At 71.7% G+C, this 17,077-nt stretch carries 13 protein-coding genes and 2 pseudogenes; 11 read left to right on the plus strand and 4 right to left on the minus strand.

The window, feature by feature from the left end; translation table 11 throughout:
- Nucleotides 1-322: 322 nt before the first annotated feature.
- Nucleotides 323-1,921 carry a phosphoglycerate dehydrogenase gene (gene serA, locus ACFQUZ_RS14460; RefSeq protein ID WP_377442200.1) on the plus strand — a complete coding sequence of 533 codons (1,599 nt, stop codon included), beginning with the start codon at nt 323-325 and terminating at the stop codon, nt 1,919-1,921.
- Between the two features lie 82 nt (nt 1,922-2,003).
- On the opposite strand, the gene ACFQUZ_RS14465 is transcribed toward serA, so the two are convergent.
- Nucleotides 2,004-3,254, minus strand: coding sequence for a citrate synthase (locus ACFQUZ_RS14465; RefSeq protein ID WP_377442202.1), 1,251 nt, complete (start codon nt 3,252-3,254; stop codon nt 2,004-2,006).
- 84 nt (nt 3,255-3,338) lie between these two features.
- On the opposite strand from ACFQUZ_RS14465, the gene ACFQUZ_RS14470 reads away from it, so the two are divergent.
- The gene (locus ACFQUZ_RS14470) at nt 3,339-4,586 is read left to right on the plus strand and encodes a citrate synthase (protein ID WP_377442204.1); all 1,248 of its coding nucleotides are present in this window, start codon (nt 3,339-3,341) and stop codon (nt 4,584-4,586) included.
- Nucleotides 4,587-4,918: 332 nt separating this feature from the next.
- Here ACFQUZ_RS14470 and ACFQUZ_RS14475 read toward each other — a convergent pair whose 3' ends face one another.
- Nucleotides 4,919-5,770 carry an FAD:protein FMN transferase gene (locus ACFQUZ_RS14475; RefSeq protein WP_377442422.1) on the minus strand — a complete coding sequence of 284 codons (852 nt, stop codon included), beginning with the start codon at nt 5,768-5,770 and terminating at the stop codon, nt 4,919-4,921.
- Nucleotides 5,771-5,946: 176 nt separating this feature from the next.
- Here ACFQUZ_RS14475 and ACFQUZ_RS14480 point away from each other — a divergent pair, with 176 nt between their 5' ends.
- Complete coding sequence (locus ACFQUZ_RS14480; RefSeq protein ID WP_377442424.1) at nt 5,947-6,975, plus strand: 3-isopropylmalate dehydrogenase; 1,029 nt, start codon at nt 5,947-5,949, stop codon at nt 6,973-6,975.
- A gap of 206 nt (nt 6,976-7,181) precedes the next feature.
- A complete protein-coding gene (locus tag ACFQUZ_RS14485; protein ID WP_377442206.1) occupies nt 7,182-8,279 on the plus strand; it encodes a branched-chain amino acid aminotransferase in 1,098 nt (365 codons plus the stop codon).
- A gap of 148 nt (nt 8,280-8,427) precedes the next feature.
- On the opposite strand, the gene ACFQUZ_RS14490 is transcribed toward ACFQUZ_RS14485, so the two are convergent.
- Nucleotides 8,428-9,165 carry a tyrosine-protein phosphatase gene (locus ACFQUZ_RS14490; protein ID WP_377442208.1) on the minus strand — a complete coding sequence of 246 codons (738 nt, stop codon included), beginning with the start codon at nt 9,163-9,165 and terminating at the stop codon, nt 8,428-8,430.
- 116 nt (nt 9,166-9,281) lie between these two features.
- Complete coding sequence (locus tag ACFQUZ_RS14495; RefSeq protein WP_377442210.1) at nt 9,282-9,725, minus strand: PRC-barrel domain-containing protein; 444 nt, start codon at nt 9,723-9,725, stop codon at nt 9,282-9,284.
- 311 nt (nt 9,726-10,036) lie between these two features.
- Here ACFQUZ_RS14495 and cimA point away from each other — a divergent pair, with 311 nt between their 5' ends.
- The 7 genes and pseudogenes from cimA (at nt 10,037) to ACFQUZ_RS14530 (ending at nt 17,070) form a co-directional block, all read left to right on the plus strand.
- On the plus strand, nt 10,037-11,626 hold the full coding sequence (gene cimA / locus ACFQUZ_RS14500) for a citramalate synthase (RefSeq protein WP_377442212.1): 1,590 nt from the start codon (nt 10,037-10,039) through the stop codon (nt 11,624-11,626).
- 369 nt (nt 11,627-11,995) lie between these two features.
- Nucleotides 11,996-12,538, plus strand: a complete 543-nt coding sequence (locus ACFQUZ_RS14505) for a hypothetical protein (RefSeq protein WP_377442214.1) — start codon at nt 11,996-11,998, stop codon at nt 12,536-12,538.
- Between the two features lie 361 nt (nt 12,539-12,899).
- On the plus strand, nt 12,900-13,955 hold the full coding sequence (locus tag ACFQUZ_RS14510; protein WP_377442216.1) for an AAA family ATPase: 1,056 nt from the start codon (nt 12,900-12,902) through the stop codon (nt 13,953-13,955).
- A gap of 130 nt (nt 13,956-14,085) precedes the next feature.
- A pseudogene (locus ACFQUZ_RS14515) lies at nt 14,086-14,613 on the plus strand (DUF58 domain-containing protein); the annotation flags it as partial.
- Between the two features lie 117 nt (nt 14,614-14,730).
- A pseudogene (locus tag ACFQUZ_RS14520) lies at nt 14,731-15,189 on the plus strand (DUF58 domain-containing protein); the annotation flags it as partial.
- A complete protein-coding gene (locus ACFQUZ_RS14525) occupies nt 15,186-16,145 on the plus strand; it encodes a VWA domain-containing protein (protein WP_377442218.1) in 960 nt (319 codons plus the stop codon). The pseudogene ACFQUZ_RS14520 and the gene ACFQUZ_RS14525, both read left to right, overlap by 4 nt.
- Nucleotides 16,146-16,200: 55 nt before the next feature.
- Nucleotides 16,201-17,070, plus strand: coding sequence for a S1C family serine protease (locus tag ACFQUZ_RS14530; RefSeq protein WP_377442220.1), 870 nt, complete (start codon nt 16,201-16,203; stop codon nt 17,068-17,070).
- The last annotated feature ends 7 nt before the right edge of the window (nt 17,071-17,077 follow it).

The raw sequence follows: 17,077 nt of genomic DNA on the forward strand, positions 1-17,077 counted from the left end.
GTGACATCCCGACATCCGGCTGCTCCTGCGCGTGCTGGAACGGGCTGGACACCCGTGACCGGCATTTGTGTGGCAGACATGGGTGGTACCCGCGCTGAGGACAGGGGAAACAGGATGGGCGTTGCGTCCCCATGGCGGGCGGTTAGGTGACGTTTGTGAGGCCACTCACGGTGGATGCCGTGCCTGCTGGTATCGGTGGCGGCCTACGATCGCGGGTAGGCGTGCCGGCCAGGAGTCGACCGCCGCATGGCACGGATCAGCGTGGGGCGCAGAGCGGCGCCCCGCGGCCCCGAGAACCTCCTGACGACGCTTACGAGGACCGATGACTCCTGTCGTACTGATCGCCGAAGAACTCGCCCCCGCCGCCATCGACGTGCTCGCCCACGACTTCGACGTCCGCCATGTCGACGGCACCGACCGCCCGGCGCTGCTGGCGGCGCTCGCCACCGCGGACGCGGTCATCGTGCGCAGCGCCACCCAGATCGACGCCGAGGCCGTCGCCGCGGCGCCGCAGCTCACAGTCGTCGCCCGGGCCGGGGTCGGGCTGGACAACGTCGACGTGCCGGCGGCCACCGCCCGCGGCGTGATGGTGGTCAACGCCCCCACCTCCAACATCGTCTCGGCGGCCGAGCAGGCGGTCGCCCTGTTGCTGGCGGTGGCTCGCAACACGGCGAGCGCCAGCGCGGCGCTGAAGGCGGGGGAGTGGAAGCGGTCCAAGTACACCGGCGTCGAACTCCAGGGCAAGACCGTGGGCGTGGTCGGTCTGGGCCGCATCGGCGTCCTCTTCGCCCAGCGCATCGCCGCCTTCGGCACCCGGCTCATCGCGTACGACCCGTACATCCAGCCCGCCCGGGCGGCCCAGCTCGGGGTGCGCCTCGTCGGTCTCGAGGAACTGCTGCGGGAGAGCGACTTCATCTCGATCCATCTGCCCAAGACCCCGGAGACGGTGGGCCTCATCGGCGAGAAGGAACTCGCGATCGTGAAGCCGGGCGTCCGGATCGTCAACGCCGCCCGCGGTGGTCTGGTCGACGAGCAGGCGCTCGCCGACGCGATCGCGGAAGGTCGGGTCGGTGGCGCCGGCATCGACGTGTACGCCAAGGAGCCGTGCACCTCCTCGCCGCTGTTCGCGTTCGACAACGTGGTGGCGACCCCGCACCTGGGCGCGTCCACGGCGGAGGCGCAGGACAAGGCCGGGCTCGCGGTGGCCCGCAGCGTCAAGCTGGCCCTGCAGGGCGAGTTCGTCCCGGACGCGGTGAACGTGCAGGCCGGCGGCGTGGTCGCCGAGGACGTCCGGCCACTGCTGCCGCTCGCGGAGAAGCTCGGCAAGGTGTTCACCGCCGTCGCCGGTCAGGTCGCGGCGAGCGTCACGGTCGAGGTACGCGGCGAGATCGTGACAAACGACGTGACGGTGCTCCGGCTGGCCGCCACGAAGGGCCTGTTCGCCTCCGTGGTCGAGGAGCAGGTGACGTACGTGAACGCGCCGCACCTGGCCGCCGACCGCGGGGTCGAGGTCGCGCTGGCGACGTTCGGCGAGGCCGGCGAGCTGCCCAACCTGGTCACCGTCCGGGGAGCCCTGCCGGACGGGCGCATGGTCACCGTCTCCGGTGCTCTGGTCAGCGCCGGAACCAGGGACGTCGGCAAGCTCACCGAGGTCGACGGCTTCGACCTCGAACTGGCGGCCGAGGGCATCCTGCTCTTCTTCCGGTACGCGGACCGGCCCGGTGTCGTCGGCGCGGTCGGCTCGATCCTCGGCGAGGCGGGCGTGAACATCGCCGCTATGCAGGTGGCCCGCCGGGAGGCCGGTGGTGAGGCGCTGATGACGCTCACCGTCGATTCGGCGGTGGGGGTGGACCTGCTCGACTCGGCCGCCGCCTCGGTCGGCGCCACCTCGGCGAGCGCCGTCGACCTGCGGGAGGACTGAGCACGGTCGAGGCCCGGCCGGAGGGGTCCGCCGCGTGCCGAACCCCTCCGGCACCCGCCGCCGCGACAGTCGGTCCGGTGGCTCAGCCGACGTCGGGGACCGGCTGCGGCGGTGGCGGTCCGACGTACCGGGCACTCGGACGGATGATCTTGCTGTCGGCGGCCTGTTCCAGGATGTTCGCGCACCAGCCGATGACCCGGCTGCTGGCGAACGTCGGGGTGAACATGTCCCGGGGCAGGCCGCACAGCTCCATCACCACGCCGGCGTAGAACTCCACGTTGGTGTGCAACTCGCGACCCGGCTTCAACTCGGCGAGCAGTTCGAGGACGCGGCGCTCGACCCGGGTGGCGAGGTCGACCAGGTCGCCGCCGAGGGATTCGGCGAGGCCGCGCAGCATCCGGGAGCGCGGGTCCTCGGTGCGGTAGACGGGATGGCCGAAGCCCATGATCCGCTCGCCGGCGAGCACCCGGTCGCGGATCCACCCGTCGACGCGGTCCGGGGCGCCGATCGCGTCGAGGCTGTCCAGCGCGCGACTCGGTGCGCCGCCGTGCAGCGGTCCGGACAGTGCGCCGACGGCACCGCACAGGCAGGCGATCAGGTCGGCTCCCGTGGAGGCGATCACCCGGGCGGTGAACGTCGAAGCGTTGAAACCATGGTCGATTGTCGAGATCAGGTACTGCTCGATGGCCCGGGCGTGCGCTGGATCCGGCTCGCTGCCGGTCAACATGTAGAGGTAGTTCGCCGCGTAGCCGAGGTCGTCCCGCGGTTCGACCGGCGCCAGGCCGGCCCGCACCCGGTGCAGGGCGGTGAGCAACGTCGGCGTGAGCGCACAGGCGTACAGCGCGTCGGCCCGGCGGGCGGCCGGATCGAGGTCCATCAGCGGCCGTACGCCGCGCGCCGAACCGGCAAGCGAAAGCGCGGTACGCAGCCCGTCCAACGGTCGTGACCGGGCGTCCCGGGCGATCGAGGTGAGCATCGGCCGCAGGGCGTCCGGGATCCGGCGTAGTGGCGCGATCTCGGCGGCGAACGCGCGGCCACGGGCGGCGTCCGGCAGCTCCCCGTCGATCATCAGGTGCCAGACGTCCTCGATGCTCCGGCGCTCGGCGAGATCGATCGCCGAGTACTGCCGGTAGTGGTAGAAGCCCTCCCGACCGCGGACGTCGCCGATCTCGGTCTCGGTGACCACCACCCCGCTGAGGCCGCGCGGCACGTCGATGGGCCGGTCGTCCCGGCGGGGAGCCGGGACGCCCCGGTTCCGCTCGGCGCTGCCAGGGTCGGTGGGGGCGGGCTCGGCGCTCCGGTCGGGAGCGGAGGTGTTCACCGGGTGCGGCATGGATTCCCTCCTCGTCGTCCGGCGCGACTTTCGTTCACGTTGCATGAGTTGTCAACGTTGACCAATCAATGTGACGATTGGCGGATGGACCATCCCGACGAGCCGGAACGGCTCACCACCGAGCAGGTCGCGTGGCGGTTGGGCGTCAAACCGGAGACCGTGTACGCGTATGTGAGCCGTGGCGTACTGCACAGCGTTCGAGGATCGGACGGGCGGGGAAGCCTCTTCGACGCGGCGGAGGTGGACCGGCTCGTCGCCGGCGGCAAGCGGGGTCGGCGGACCGGCGGGCAGGGTCCGGTGATCCGCACCGCGCTGACGCTGATCAGTGGCGGCCGGCTCAGTTACCGAGGTCGGGACGCCACCGATTTGGCCCGGACGCACACCTTCGAGACCGTGGCGCACTGGCTGTGGACGGAACGGTTCGATCCGGAGGTCCGGTTCGCGGGCGCCGCCGACGTGGTCGGGTTGGCTCGCACGGCGATCGCCGCACTGCCTCCCGGGGTGCTGTCGGTCGACCGGCTGCGGTTGATCGCCGGCGTGGCGGCGTCGGTCGACCCCCTGCGGTTCACCACCGAGGCGGACGCCGTCGCCGCGACCGGCGCCAACCTGCTGGGCGTCCTCGTCGACGCGCTGCCGCTGGTCGGCATCGAGCCGCGCGACGATCCCGCCGGTCTGCGGCTGGCCGACCGGTTGTGGCCCCGGCTCACCGCCGAGCCGGCGCATCCGGCCGGGCTGGCCGCCCTCAACGGCGCGCTGGTGCTGCTCGCCGACCACGACCTGGCGGCGTCCACACTGGCCGCCCGGGTGGCAGCGTCGACCCGGGCCCACCCGTACGCCGTGGTGGCCGCGGGTCTCAGCGCATCCGAGGGCCCGTTGCACGGGCTGGCGGCCGGGTACGCGTACCGGCTGCTGGCGGACGCGATGACCACCGGCGACCCGATCGGGGTCTACTCGGAGGCGTTGCGAAGGCAGGGACACGTGACGGGCTTCGCGGGGCGACCACATCGGTTCTATCCCGACGGAGATCCCCGGGCGGCGGCCCTGCTGGATCTGATCACCCCCGTGCCGGCCGTGGACGGGGCTCGGGCGGCCATCGACGGCCTGCTCGAAGCGGCCCGGCGCCGGTCGCCGCAGTTACCCACCGTCGACTTCGCACTCGCCGCGCTCGCCCACACCTGCCGGATGTCCGCCGACGCCGGTGAGGCCATCTTCGCCATCGCGCGTACGGCGGGCTGGCTCGCCCACGCCATGGAGGAGTATCGGGAGCCGGGGCTGCGGTTCCGCTTCGTCGGCACCTACAGCGGCCATCCGCCACCGACCGCGGACCGCTGAGCGCGAGTTCACGTGCCATCTACTGTGGATATCTACGGGATGCCCGAGGGCGAGCGCTTGCGGCGAGTTGCGTCGATTCGATAGCGTATCGACGAGGTTACCCGGTGAGCTTCCCGACGCAGGGCTCGTCTTCGGGTGACGAGGCACGGCGTCTCAGCCGGGTGGCCGGCACCCCGACGTGCGCGAGCCACGCGTAGTCGTCGATGGTCGGCCCTCACGACCGTTGCCGAGGCGTGGGGGCCGACCGGGTGTCGATCCTCGGTCCCAGTGGAATCGCAGGTCGGCACGCCGAGGCGGGCACGGCGGAGCGGAACGGCCTATCGCGCGGTCGCTCAGCCCGGACCGGCGAACAGCGCCTGGTAGCCGTCGGAACTCGGGAACCAGTCGTAGCCCACCGGCCCGGCCGCGAACAGGGCGGTGGCGTATCCGTCGGCGACGGCGAGTTCGGGTCCCACGACGGTGGCGCTGGCGAGGTGGTGGACCGGCTCGCCGGTGTGTGGGTCGAAGACGTGGTTGCGCCGGCCCGCCACCCCGGACGTGCCGACCGCGCCCGCCGTCATCTCCAGCATCAGCGGTGACCGTCGGGGTCGGGTCGGGTGGTGCATCGCGATCCGCCACGGGCCGCCGTGCGGAGCCTGGCCGCGTACCACCAGGTCGGCCCCGCTGACCACGGCGTAGTCGGCGATGCCGGCGGCGCGCAGCCGGGTGGCGGCCCGCTCGACGGCCCAGCCGACCAGCAGGCCACCGGGATCGAACCCGCCCGGCATCGCCCAGGCGTCGAACCAGCCGTCGGTGGCCGCGCGCATCGCCGCGCATCGGGCGACGATGTCGGCCAACGGCGGGTATGCCTCGGCGGAGATCTCGCCCCGGCGGAGGCGGGACACCAGGCTCTCGGGGCGGAGTGGGCTGTACGTGACGTCGATAGCGCGTAGCTCGGCGACCGCGTCGGCGAGCGCCTCGCTGATGTCGCGCCGACCCAGGCCGCCGGGGGCGTTGAGGATCAGCAGGAACTCGGCGGTCGAGGTGTGGATGATGTGCCGGGCGACGATCCGGTCGGGCGGGGCGGTGCCGACCAGGTCAACCGCCCGACCGCTGACGATGCCCGTCCCGATGTGCAGGTCGGGCGTCCGGTCGTGGACGACCGGCGGCTCCAGCCCCGCCATCCGGCCCGCTCGGTGCAGCATCATGTTGCCCCCCTCCGGTGCATCACGCTAGGTGATGGAGGTGACCGTTCGGTGGATCGGCGCTGTGAAAGTCCTGTACGTTGGGTCACTGTTCATCCAGTGGGACGCGCGTACCGCTCATCGGGACGTTGGCCTAGGGTTCCCTGGACGGCGGAGGCGAGGAGTTCGACGTGGCGGTGGCGCGGATCGCGGTGGTGGCCGGGGACGGCATCGGCCCCGAGGTTGTCGAGCAGGCTCGCCTCGTTCTCGACGCCGTGCTACCCGGCGTGCAGGCCACCGAGTACGACCTCGGCGCCGCGCGGTACGCCCGGACCGGTGAGGTGTTGCCCGACAGCGTCCTGACCGAGTTGGCCGGGCACGACGCGATACTGCTCGGTGCCGTCGGCGACCCGTCGGTGCCGCCCGGCGTGCTGGAACGTGGTCTTCTGCTGCGTCTGCGGTTCGCCTTCGACCAGTACGTCAATCTGCGGCCGTCCCGGCTCTGGCCCGGCACCACCGGCCCGCTGGCGGACGTCAAGGCCGGCGACATCGACCTGCTCGTGGTGCGGGAGGGCACCGAGGGTCTGTACGCCGGAGCTGGCGGAGTGTTGCACCGGGACACCGCGGCCGAGATCGCCACCGAGGAGAGCCTGAACACCCGGCACGGCGTCGAACGGGTGATCCGCGATGCCTTCGCCAGGGCCGAGCGTCGTGAGCGGCGCACCGTGACCCTGGTGCACAAGTCCAACGTGCTCACCCACGCGGGCTCGCTCTGGACCCGGACCTTCGCGGCGGTGGCGGCCGACCATCCGACGGTACGCACGGACTACCAGCACGTGGACGCCGCGGCCATGTATCTGGTGACCAGGCCGCAGCAGTACGACGTCATGGTGACGGACAACCTGTTCGGCGACATCCTCACCGACATCGCCGCCGCGGTGACCGGCGGGATCGGGCTGGCCGCGAGTGGCTCCATCAACCCGGACCGGCGATACCCGTCGATGTTCGAGCCCGTGCACGGGTCCGCACCGGACATCGCCGGGCAGGGAGTGGCCGATCCGGTCGCGGCGATCCTGTCGGTGGGGCTGCTGCTCGATCACCTCGGGCACCCCGAGGCGGCGGCGCGCGTATCGGCGGCGGTCGCGGCGGAACTCGTCGACCGGGTGGCGGGTGCGCCGGTGCGTACCGCCGAGGTAGGCGAGCGGCTCGCGGCCGCTGTCGCCTGACGATCCCAGCGCGCCGCGCGCCGCGCGGCTCCAGCACACGCCCGCGTGTCCCGGTCGTCGACCGGTCCGGCGCGCCACGCGCCGGGCTCGCCGTCGCCGTCGGTCGAACCACGGGCTCCCCCTGAACGAACGTTCGGGGTAGTTTTCAGTTGCCGGTCAATCTGGCAGGGTGTCTCCCCAACCAGTTCTGCATGGAGGTCAACGCGATGAGCGGTGGTGACAAGCTCGACTTCGAGATCCGTCCGAATTCGGCTCCGGTATCCGCCGCCGAGCGCGCCGCCGTGCTGGCCGCGCCCGGATTCGGCCGAGTCATGACGGATCACATGGTGACGATCCGGTACGCCGACGGCAAGGGCTGGTACGACGCCCGGGTCGAGCCCTACGCGCCCATTCCGATGGATCCGGCGAGCGCCGTGTTCCACTACGCCCAGGAGATCTTCGAAGGGCTCAAGGCGTTCCGGACGGCCGACGGCACGATCACGATGTTCCGGCCGGAGGCCAACGCGGCCCGGTTCGTCACCTCGGCCAGGCGGATGGCGATGCCGCCGCTGCCGCCGGAGGTGTTCATGGACTCGCTGCACAGAATCATCGAAATCGATCGGGACTGGGTGCCCGAGGGTGACGAGGGCAGCCTCTACCTGCGTCCGTTCATGTTCGCCAGCGAGGCGTTCCTCGGCGTGCGGCCGGCAAGCGAGTACCTCTACCTGCTCATCGCCTCGCCGGCCGGGGCGTACTTCACGGGTGGGGTGAAACCGCTGTCGCTGTGGGTGTCTCCGGACTACACCCGGGCCGCTCCCGGCGGCACCGGTGCCGCCAAGTGCGGCGGGAACTACGCGACCTCGCTCGCCCCGCAGGCCGAGGCGATCGAGCACGGCTGCGACCAAGTGATCTTCCTCGACGCGGTCGAACGGCGGTACATCGACGAGTTGGGCGGCATGAACGTCTTCTTCGTCTACGACGACGGCACGCTTGTCACCCCGCCGCTGACCGGGACGATCCTGCCCGGGATCACCAGGGAATCGATCATCACGCTGGCCCGGGAGGCGGGGCACCCGGTCCACGAGCGGCTGGTCAGCCTCGACGAGTGGCGCAGCGACGCGGCCAGCGGGCGGCTCACCGAGGCCTTCGCCTGCGGCACCGCCGCCGTGATCACCCCGATCGGGACGGTCCGGTCACCGGAGGGTGAGTTCGCGACGAACGGCGGAGAGCCGGGGACGGTGACCATGTCGTTGCGGCAGACCCTGGAGGACATCCAGCGGGGTCGGATCGACGACCGGCACGGCTGGGTGCACCGGGTCCGCTGAGCACGCGTCCTCGTCCGCGCGCCGGGTCGTGGCGCGCGGACGGAGGCGCGAGGTGCGCTGGCGCGGGCGCGGGCGCGAGGAGCGCTGGCGTGCCGGTCGTGGCGCGCGACCGCTGGCGCGAGGTGTGCGGGCGGGGCGGCCGACGGCGTCAGTCGAGCAGGTGTCCGCGAAGGTCGTCGATCTGGCCCGCCGACAGACCCGTCGCGCGGACGTACCCTTCGACGCTGCCGTGCCGATGTCGAAGGCCGTCGAGGAACATGGCCATCGTCTCGGCCGGCGACGCCAGGAACGGCGGCGGCAGTTCGACGGCGTCCGGTTGGGCCGCGCGGGCCCAGTCCGTGTACCGCTGCGACGCGACGGTGCTGAGGGCGTAGTCGGCGGCGATCTCGGCCTCGTCGACGCCGAGCAGCGACAGGGTGAGCGCACAGACCACCCCGGTCCGGTCCTTGCCGGCGAAGCAGTGCACGACCGCCGGTGCGCTGTCGGCGTCGGCGATGACGCCGAGGGCGGCGCCGATGCCGGCGGTGCCGGTCTCGGCCAGGTCGAGATACCGGTCGGCCAGATAGCGGGCCAGGTCGTGCCGGTCGTCGTACGGCGTTTCCGACCACTCCCGGTGCTCGGGGTGGATGTGCCGGTAGGTCAGGCCGTCATGGTGCGGCACGCGACCGTCCCGCGTCACCTCGGTCGGCCGGCGCAGGTCGATCACCGTGCGGATACCGAGCGCGCGGAACGCGTCCCAGTCCGCCGACAACCGGTGCAGCGAATCGGACCGGTAGAGCCGACCGGTGCGCACGAGGCGGCCGTCCAGACCGGTGCGCCCGCCGACATCGCGGAAGTTGAAGCATTCGGTGAAGGACCCGGTGGTGGGAGCAGACTCGATAGTCACCCGATCACCGTACCGATGCCCTGCGACGCCTGGCCCGGCTCAGAGCGACGGCCGGCCCGGCTCCAGGGCGACGGCCGGCCCGGCCAAGAGCCATGGCCGGGCCGGAAACGGCAGGGTCAGGAGCGCGGCGGCAGCCCGGCGCCCGGCTCGTGGTAGGTGCCGCTGTAGTAGCCGCCCAGCCGGTCCCGGTAGGCCGGGTCGGAGTGGGCGCCCTCGTCGAGTTCCGGGGCGGCCTTGATCTGGTCCTTGGTCCGGTCGACGTAGACCTTCTGGTCGTCGTGGTTCACCCGATCCACCATGCCGGCCGGCACCATGACCTTCTTCCCGAAGATCCACGGACCGGTGTCGACCACCAGGTAGCTGGCGTCGACCTCCTGGCTGGCGCTGTCGACCTTGCCGATGCCGCCGTCGGTGGCCTCGACGTGGTAGCCGACCAGATCGGCGCCGGCCACCGTGGACTCGTCCCGGTAGCGCCACGCGTCGAACGTGTCCGGCGAGCCGCTCAGGGCCGGGTCGGTCACGCTCTCGGTGGTCTGCGGCTGCGTGTCGTACCTGTCCATCGCTGTACCACTCCCTAGCCGTTCGGTTGTCATCTAGCAAACAACTACCCCGTGGTCCGGATTCCTACACCCAGACCGGGGATGGCGCCGGCTGGACCGCGGAGCGCCCCCGCCAGGTCATCCCGCTATCTGGATTCTGCTTCCCGGCAGGCGGTCGGCATGGCAGAGTCCGGAACGTGCCGCTGTTCGTACCCGTCATTAGCAGCTAGCGCGCCGGCCACCCTCGCCGAGCGCGCAGACCTCCCGCGACCCGCGGGGGGTCTTTTTGTTTGGGCAATCTCCCGGGCCACGTCTCTGAGGAAGGTACGTCGATGGAATTCCAGGTCTACGACACCACGTTGCGCGACGGGGCGCAGCGCGAGGGGATCAGCTACTCGGTGGTGGACAAGCTGGCGGTGGCCCGGCTGCTCGACGACTTCGGCGTGGGCTTCATCGAGGGCGGCTGGCCGGGCGCGGTGCCCAAGGACACCGAGTTCTTCCGGCGCGCCCACACCGACCTGAACCTGCGGCACGCGCTGCTCGTCGCGTTCGGCGCCACCCGCAAGCCGGACCGGCCGGTCACCGACGACGCGCAGGTACGCGCGTTGCTCGACGCCGATACGCCGGCCGTCTGCCTGGTCGCCAAGTCCGACATCCGGCATGTCGAGCGGGCGTTGCGTACCCACGGCGCGGAGAACCTGGCGATGGTCCGGGACACCGTGGCCCACCTCGTCGGCCAGGGCCGGCGCGTCTTCCTCGACTGCGAACACTTCTTCGACGGCTACCAGCACGATCCGGCGTACACGGCGGCGGTGGTGGAGACCGCGCTGGCGGCCGGCGCCGAGGTCGTGGTGCTCTGCGACACCAACGGCGGGATGCTGCCGTCCCGGATCACCGCCGCGATCGGAGATCTGACCGACCGGCTCGGCGTGCGACCCGACCGGCTCGGCATCCACTGCCAGGACGACACTGGTTGTGCGGTGGCCAACACCGTGGCGGCGGTGGAGGCCGGCGTGCGACACGTGCAGGGAACGGCCAACGGGTACGGCGAACGCCCCGGCAACGCCGACATCTTCGCCGTGGTCGGCAACCTGCAACTCAAGCTGGGCATGCCCGTGTTACCCGCGGGGTGTCTGGAACAGATGGTGCGCGTCTCGCACGCCATCGCCGAGATCGCCAACATCGCCCCCGACACCCACCAGGCGTACGTCGGGGCCGCGGCCTTCGCCCACAAGGCGGGGCTGCACGCGAGCGCGATCAAAGTGGATCCCGTGCTCTACAACCATGTGGACCCGGCTGTGGTCGGGAATGACATGCGGATCCTGGTAACCGAGATGGCCGGCCGGGCCAGCATCGAGCTCAAGAGTCGTGAACTCGGGCTGGACCTGGCCGGCCGTCCGGAGACCGTGACTCAGGTGACAAACCGGGTCAAGGAACTGGAGGCGGGCGGCTGGTCGTTCGAGGCGGCGGACGCCTCGTTCGAGCTGCTGGTCCGCACCGAACTGGCCGACGACAGCGTGGCCCGGCCGTTCACCCTGGAGTCGTACAAGGTGCTGGTTGAGCATCGGGAGGACGGCGCGGTGGTGTCCGAGGCGACGGTCAAGGTACGGGTGCGTGGCGAACGCGTGATCGCCACCGCGGAGGGCAACGGGCCGGTGAACGCCCTCGACGAGGCGTTGCGGGCCGCCCTGGTCCGGCACCACCCGAGACTGCGTGACTTCGAGTTGGCCGACTACAAGGTACGCATTCTGGAGGGCAGCCACGGAACCGACGCCGTCACCCGGGTGCTCGTGGAGACGGCCGGCACGGGCGGGCGGGACTGGACCACGGTCGGCGTCCATCCCAACGTGGTGGAGGCGAGCTGGCGCGCGCTTGTCGACGCGCTGGTGTATGGGCTGTCGCCGACGGCCGTGCGGGCCTGAGGGGAATGCGTCTCTCATTCGCAAACCGCGAATGCGAATGCGAATGGTCGGCTTTTGGCGTCGGCGCGTCATTCATTGACCGTCGCATTACGCCGGTGTTACGTTCCGTCCTGGTTACGACATGGCCGGTGTGGACAGTTGAAGCCCGCCAGGATTCCGGTCTCGGGCTGGATCGGCGTGTGCCGCGACGTGCGCCGGATCCCCTTGTCTGATCAGGGTTTCCGTGCCTTCGACGGCGATCCTTCCGGGGCCGGAATTGTGACCGAGTGATCAGGAGAGGGGGTTCGAGGAAACCGCGTCGTCGTGACCGAAGGATCGTTGAGCAGGGCAATTCCCGTCCCTTTCAGGGCAAAGAAAAGAGAGATCCTCATGGTCAACATCTTCCGCCGTAAGGCGACCGCGTTGGCGCTCGGCGCGGTCGCGTTCGCCGTGCTCGGTGGCGGCATCGCCGTCGCGGCGCCAGACGACAGTCCGAGAGCCCAGCCAGGCGCCGGCAGTCGGGCCGGTGGCGGCCCCGTCAGCGAGGTGAAGGGTGGCGCCCAGCCGCCGGTCAGCAAGGCGGCCGCGGCGAAGGCGAGGAACGCCCTGGTGCCCGAGACCACCGCGGGGATGCCGCCGACCGCGCAGTCGTTCTTCGCGGTGGTGGACCCGGACGGCAGCCTGGTCCGGGGCTTCGAGGCCGTCTCGGCCCAGCGGTTCGGGCCCGGCGAGTACGAGGTCATCTTCAGCCACGACGTGACCGGCTCGGCGTTCGTCGGTACCGTGGCGCTCAACGACGACGAGTACATCCCGCCGCCCGGCGAGATCGCAGTGGCACCGCGTCTCGACACGCCCAACGGTGTGTACGTCGCGACGTACAACTCCGCGGGTCAGCCCGCCGACCGCGCCTTCCACCTGGCCGTCCTCTCCTGACGCTCGGCCGAACCACACATCGGCGGTCCCTTCCCGGTCGGGGAAGGGACCGCTTTTGTTGTCCGCCCAGGTGGCGTCGTGCTGGCGGTGGTCCGTGGTGGTCGCGTGCTGCCGGTCCGGTGGTCCGTGTTGGCTGCGTGCTGCCGGTCCGATGGTCCGTGGTGGTCGCGTGCTGCGGGAGCCGGGCCGGCCCCCGATCCGTCTCCCGGCCCGGCTGTCCCCGCGACCGTCCGCTCGACGGTCGCGCGCGAGAACGCTAGCAAGCGGTACCGACAGATTGGCGAAGATCATGTGAAGGTGGGGAGCGGGCAGAATGAGTGATTCTCGGGTTTAGTCGGGTCGGACGCGGGAAGCTTGCGTCGTGACGGACATGTCGGACACCATGGCTCAGGCGCCCAGTACGGTCGACACCTCGGTCGACGTGTCGGTCGCCACCGATCTCGAGCAGACATTGTTCGAGGTCAAACGGGTCATCGTGGGCCAGGACCGGCTCGTCGAGCGGCTGCTCACCGCGTTGCTTGCCGACGGGCACTGCCTGCTCGAAGGCGTACCGGGAGTTGCCAAGACACTCGCCGCGCAGAGCCTGGCGACGGCCGTGGGGGGCAGCTTCTCCCGCATCCAGTTCACCCCCGACCTGGTGCCCTCGGACATCGTCGGCACCCGGATCTACCGGGCCAGCCAGGAAACCTTCGACATCGAACTGGGCCCCGTGATGGCCAACCTGGTGTTGGCGGACGAGATCAACCGGGCACCGGCGAAGGTGCAGTCCGCGTTGCTGGAGGCGATGGCCGAACGCCAGGTTTCCATCGGCGGGCGCAGCTTCCCCGTACCGGCGCCCTTCCTGGTGTTGGCCACCCAGAACCCGATCGAATCCGAGGGCGTCTACCAACTGCCGGAAGCGCAGCGGGACCGGTTCCTCATGAAGGTCACCGTGGGCTACCCCTCGGACGCCGACGAACTGGCCATCCTCTACCGGATGAGCAGCGACCGACCCACCTCGCGGACGGTGCTCGACCCGGCGCGGCTACAGGCCTTGCAGGCGCGCGCCGGGCGGGTCTTCGTGCACCACGCCCTCGCCGAGTACGTGGTCCGATTGGTGCTGGCCACCCGGGACCCGGCCCGGTTCGGCCTGCCCGACGTGGCACCGTTGCTCGCGTACGGCGCGAGCCCGCGCGCCACCCTGGGCCTGGTCGCCGCCGCCCGGGCGCAGGCGCTGTTGCGCGGACGCGACTACGTGCTGCCGGAGGACATCCGGGAACTCGCCCCGGACGTGCTGGCACATCGGCTGGTGCTCTCCTTCGACGCGGTCGCCGACGGCGTGGCCGCGGAATGGGTGATCCACCGACTGGTGGACGCCGTACCCCCGCCTCGGGTCGCGCCGGCCCACGACTACCACGTCGATCTGGCGGTGGCGTGACCACCGCGACCCGGCGCGGGACCGGCGTGACCACCGCGACCCGGCGGGGGCCCGGCGTGGCAGTACCCACGGTTGCGGACGGAGGCAGGCGGTCCGTCATGGGCCGCACCCGGGCCGGCGGGTGGCCGGCATGACCGCGACCGCCGATCCGACCCTGCGGGACCTGACGCCGGAGGATCGGCTGCGCCGGCTTGAGCTGACCATCACCCGGCGGCTCGACGGCCTGCTGCACGGCCAGCACCTGGGCCTGCTGCCCGGACCCGGCAGTGAAGTCGCCGGCAGCCGGGAGTACCGCCCCGGGGAGGACGAGGTCCGCCGGATGGACTGGGCGGTCACGGCGCGGACCGCGGTGCCGCACGTCCGCGAGGTGGACGCTGATCGGGAACTGTCCACCTGGCTTCTCGTCGACGCCTCCCCGAGCATGGACTTCGGCACCGCCGACCTGGAGAAACGAGAGCTGGCGGTGGCCGCGGTGGCGGCGGTCGGCTTCCTCACCGTCGGTGTCGGCAACCGGCTCGGCGCGCATCTGCTCGGCGCCGACCAGGTCCGGCGGTTCCCGACCGGTGCCGGCCGGGCCCACCTACTCAGCCTGCTCCGGACGCTGCTGGCCGCACCGCGCTTCGGCCCACCGGGTACGCCGACCCGGCCGCTCGGCTCCAGACCGTCCGGCGGGTGTCCGCCGGCCACGCCGCGTACCGCTGGCAGGGTGCCGCCGGCCTCGGAGCGCATCGTCGGTGCGGCGTCACCGGCCTCGGGGCGTACCTCCGGTGGGGTGCCGTCGCTGGCCACGGCGCTCGACGGGCTGCACCGGGCCGCGCACCGGCGCGGCCTGGTCGTGGTCGTCTCGGACTTCCTCGACGGGCTGCCGGAGACCCCGTGGACCGCGCCGGCCTGGGAGCGACCGCTGCGCCGGCTCGCTGCCCGGCACCAGGTGCTCGCCGTCGACATCACCGACCCGCGGGAACTGGAACTTCCGGACGTCGGCCTGATCACGTTCACCGACCCGGAGACGGGCTGGCGGCGGGAGGTCGCCACCGGTGACCCGCTGCTGCGGGAACGCTTCGCCGCGGCCGCCGCAGAACAGCGCGAGCAGGTCGGCGCCGCACTCCGTCGGGCCGGCGCCCATCGCCTGGAACTGCGTACCGACCGGGACTGGGTGGCCGACATCGTCCGGCACGTCCATGTCCAGCGGCGGCTGGCCGGCGCGTGTCGGGCACCGGGCGGTGGCCGATGACCATCGAGTCGCCGCATCGGCTCTGGCTGCTGCTCGGGGTGGCCGCGCTGCTGCTCGCCTACCTGCGGATGCAGCGGCGGCGCAGCCGGTACGCCGTGCGGTTCACCAATCTGCGCCTGCTCGACCGGGTGGCGCCGCACCGACCGGCGTGGCGCCGGCACGTACCTGCCGGGCTGTTCCTGGCGATGCTGGCGTTGCTGGTGGTCGGCTTCTCCCGGCCGGCCGCGGACGTCGAGGTGCCCCGGGAGCGGGCGACGGTCATGATCGCGGTGGACGTCTCCACGTCGATGCTTGCCGACGACGTCGATCCGGACCGGCTCACCGCGGCGAAGGACGCGGCGGTCAAGTTCGCGGGAAAGCTGCCCGACGAGTTCAACGTCGGCCTGGTCGCCTTCGCCGGTAGCGCGGCGGTGATCGTTCCACCGGGTACCGATCGGGCGGCCCTGCGGGCCGGCATCCGACGGCTGGCCGAAGGCAGCACCGGCGTGCAGGGTACGGCGATCGGCGAGGCGATCGACACGTCGCTGGGCGCCATCAAGCAGCTCGACCCGCAGGCCAACGCGGATCCGCCGCCAGCCCGGATCGTGCTGCTCTCGGACGGCGCCAACACCTCGGGGCGTGATCCCGAGGCGGCCGGTGAGGAGGCGGTGGCGGCCAAGGTGCCGGTGCACACCATCGCGTTCGGTACGCCGACCGGCTCGGTCGACCGGGGTGGCCGGGCGATCCGGGTACCGGTGGACGGCGAAACCCTGCACGCCGTCGCGGAGCAGACCAGCGGCGGTTATCACGAGGCCGCGTCGAGCGCGGAACTCCGCGCGGTCTACGAGGACATCGGTACGTCCGTCGGCTACCAGACGAAGCGGATGGACATCTCGGCCCGCTTCATCGGATTGGGGCTGTTGCTGGCGCTGGGGGCGGCGATGGGCTCGATGGTGTGGTTCTCCCGCCTGCCGTGACGGTGGTTCTCGCGCCGCCCGGGACCGGCCGGCGCCCGACCGCAAGGAGTGAGCGATGGCAGTGCAGACCGGCCTCGGCGAACCCCGCGGCCCTCGGTTCGTATCGCCGAGTCTTGACCCGTACGGCGACGAGTGGCACGGCGTCCACGGCGACGGACCCGGACGGGGTCGGCGGTGGCGGCGGATCCTGGTCTTCGCCCTCGCGGTGATCGCGCTGTCGACGGTGTCCGGCGCACTGGCCGGCGGGTACGTGGCCACGCAGACCAACCAGCCGCCCGCCCCGGCGGCGTCGGCTGCCGCGGCGGTGCCACCGGACCTCATCGCGGCAGCCGACAAGGTGGTGCCCGGCGTGGTGTCGGTCATGGTCGACGGGCCCGGTGGCGCGACGGCGACCGGTTCGGGTTTCGCCATCGACAACCTGCAACACATTGTCACCAATGATCACATCGTGGCCCGGGGCGGCGGCCGCGGCTCCGAGGTGACGGTGGAGACGCCGGACGGCCGCCAGATGATGGCCAAGGTGGTCGGCCGAGACCCGGGCAGCGACATCGCCGTGCTCAGGGTGCCGCCGGACGCGCAGCTCAACCCGCTCGCGCTCGCCAAGCCGGGCGCCACGCGGGTCGGTGAGCCGGTGATCGCGGTGGGTTCCCCGCTCGGTCTCGCCGGAACGGTCACCGCCGGGATCGTGAGCGCCCTCGACCGGCCGGTGCGGCTGGGCGCCAACCGGCACAACGCGGTGCAGACCGACGCGTCGATCAACCCCGGCAATTCCGGCGGACCGCTGGTCAACGCCCGGGGCGAGGTGGTCGGCGTGAACACCGCGATCGCCACGATCGACGGCAACGGGTCGATCGGGATCGGGTTCGCCATCCCGATCGACCAGGCGCAGCAGGTGGCGGACGGCATCATCGCCAAGGGCGGCTGAGGCGCGC

The sequence above is a fragment of the Plantactinospora sp. GCM10030261 genome (genome assembly GCF_042666615.1).
In the GTDB taxonomy this organism is placed as follows: domain Bacteria; phylum Actinomycetota; class Actinomycetes; order Mycobacteriales; family Micromonosporaceae; genus KBS50.

What these genes read in the sequence shown, in the direction of transcription:
- ACFQUZ_RS14495 (WP_377442210.1), bottom strand. Translation starts at nt 9,725, where the DNA reads ATGGACAGGTACGACACGCAGCCGCAGACCACCGAGAGCGTGACCGAC.
- ACFQUZ_RS14485 (WP_377442206.1), top strand. Translation starts at nt 7,182, where the DNA reads ATGAGCGGTGGTGACAAGCTCGACTTCGAGATCCGTCCGAATTCGGCT.
- serA (WP_377442200.1), top strand. Translation starts at nt 323, where the DNA reads ATGACTCCTGTCGTACTGATCGCCGAAGAACTCGCCCCCGCCGCCATC.
- cimA (WP_377442212.1), top strand. Translation starts at nt 10,037, where the DNA reads ATGGAATTCCAGGTCTACGACACCACGTTGCGCGACGGGGCGCAGCGC.
- ACFQUZ_RS14465 (WP_377442202.1), bottom strand. Translation starts at nt 3,254, where the DNA reads ATGCCGCACCCGGTGAACACCTCCGCTCCCGACCGGAGCGCCGAGCCC.
- ACFQUZ_RS14530 (WP_377442220.1), top strand. Translation starts at nt 16,201, where the DNA reads ATGGCAGTGCAGACCGGCCTCGGCGAACCCCGCGGCCCTCGGTTCGTA.
- ACFQUZ_RS14505 (WP_377442214.1), top strand. Translation starts at nt 11,996, where the DNA reads ATGGTCAACATCTTCCGCCGTAAGGCGACCGCGTTGGCGCTCGGCGCG.
- ACFQUZ_RS14525 (WP_377442218.1), top strand. Translation starts at nt 15,186, where the DNA reads ATGACCATCGAGTCGCCGCATCGGCTCTGGCTGCTGCTCGGGGTGGCC.
- ACFQUZ_RS14475 (WP_377442422.1), bottom strand. Translation starts at nt 5,770, where the DNA reads ATGCTGCACCGAGCGGGCCGGATGGCGGGGCTGGAGCCGCCGGTCGTC.
- ACFQUZ_RS14470 (WP_377442204.1), top strand. Translation starts at nt 3,339, where the DNA reads ATGGACCATCCCGACGAGCCGGAACGGCTCACCACCGAGCAGGTCGCG.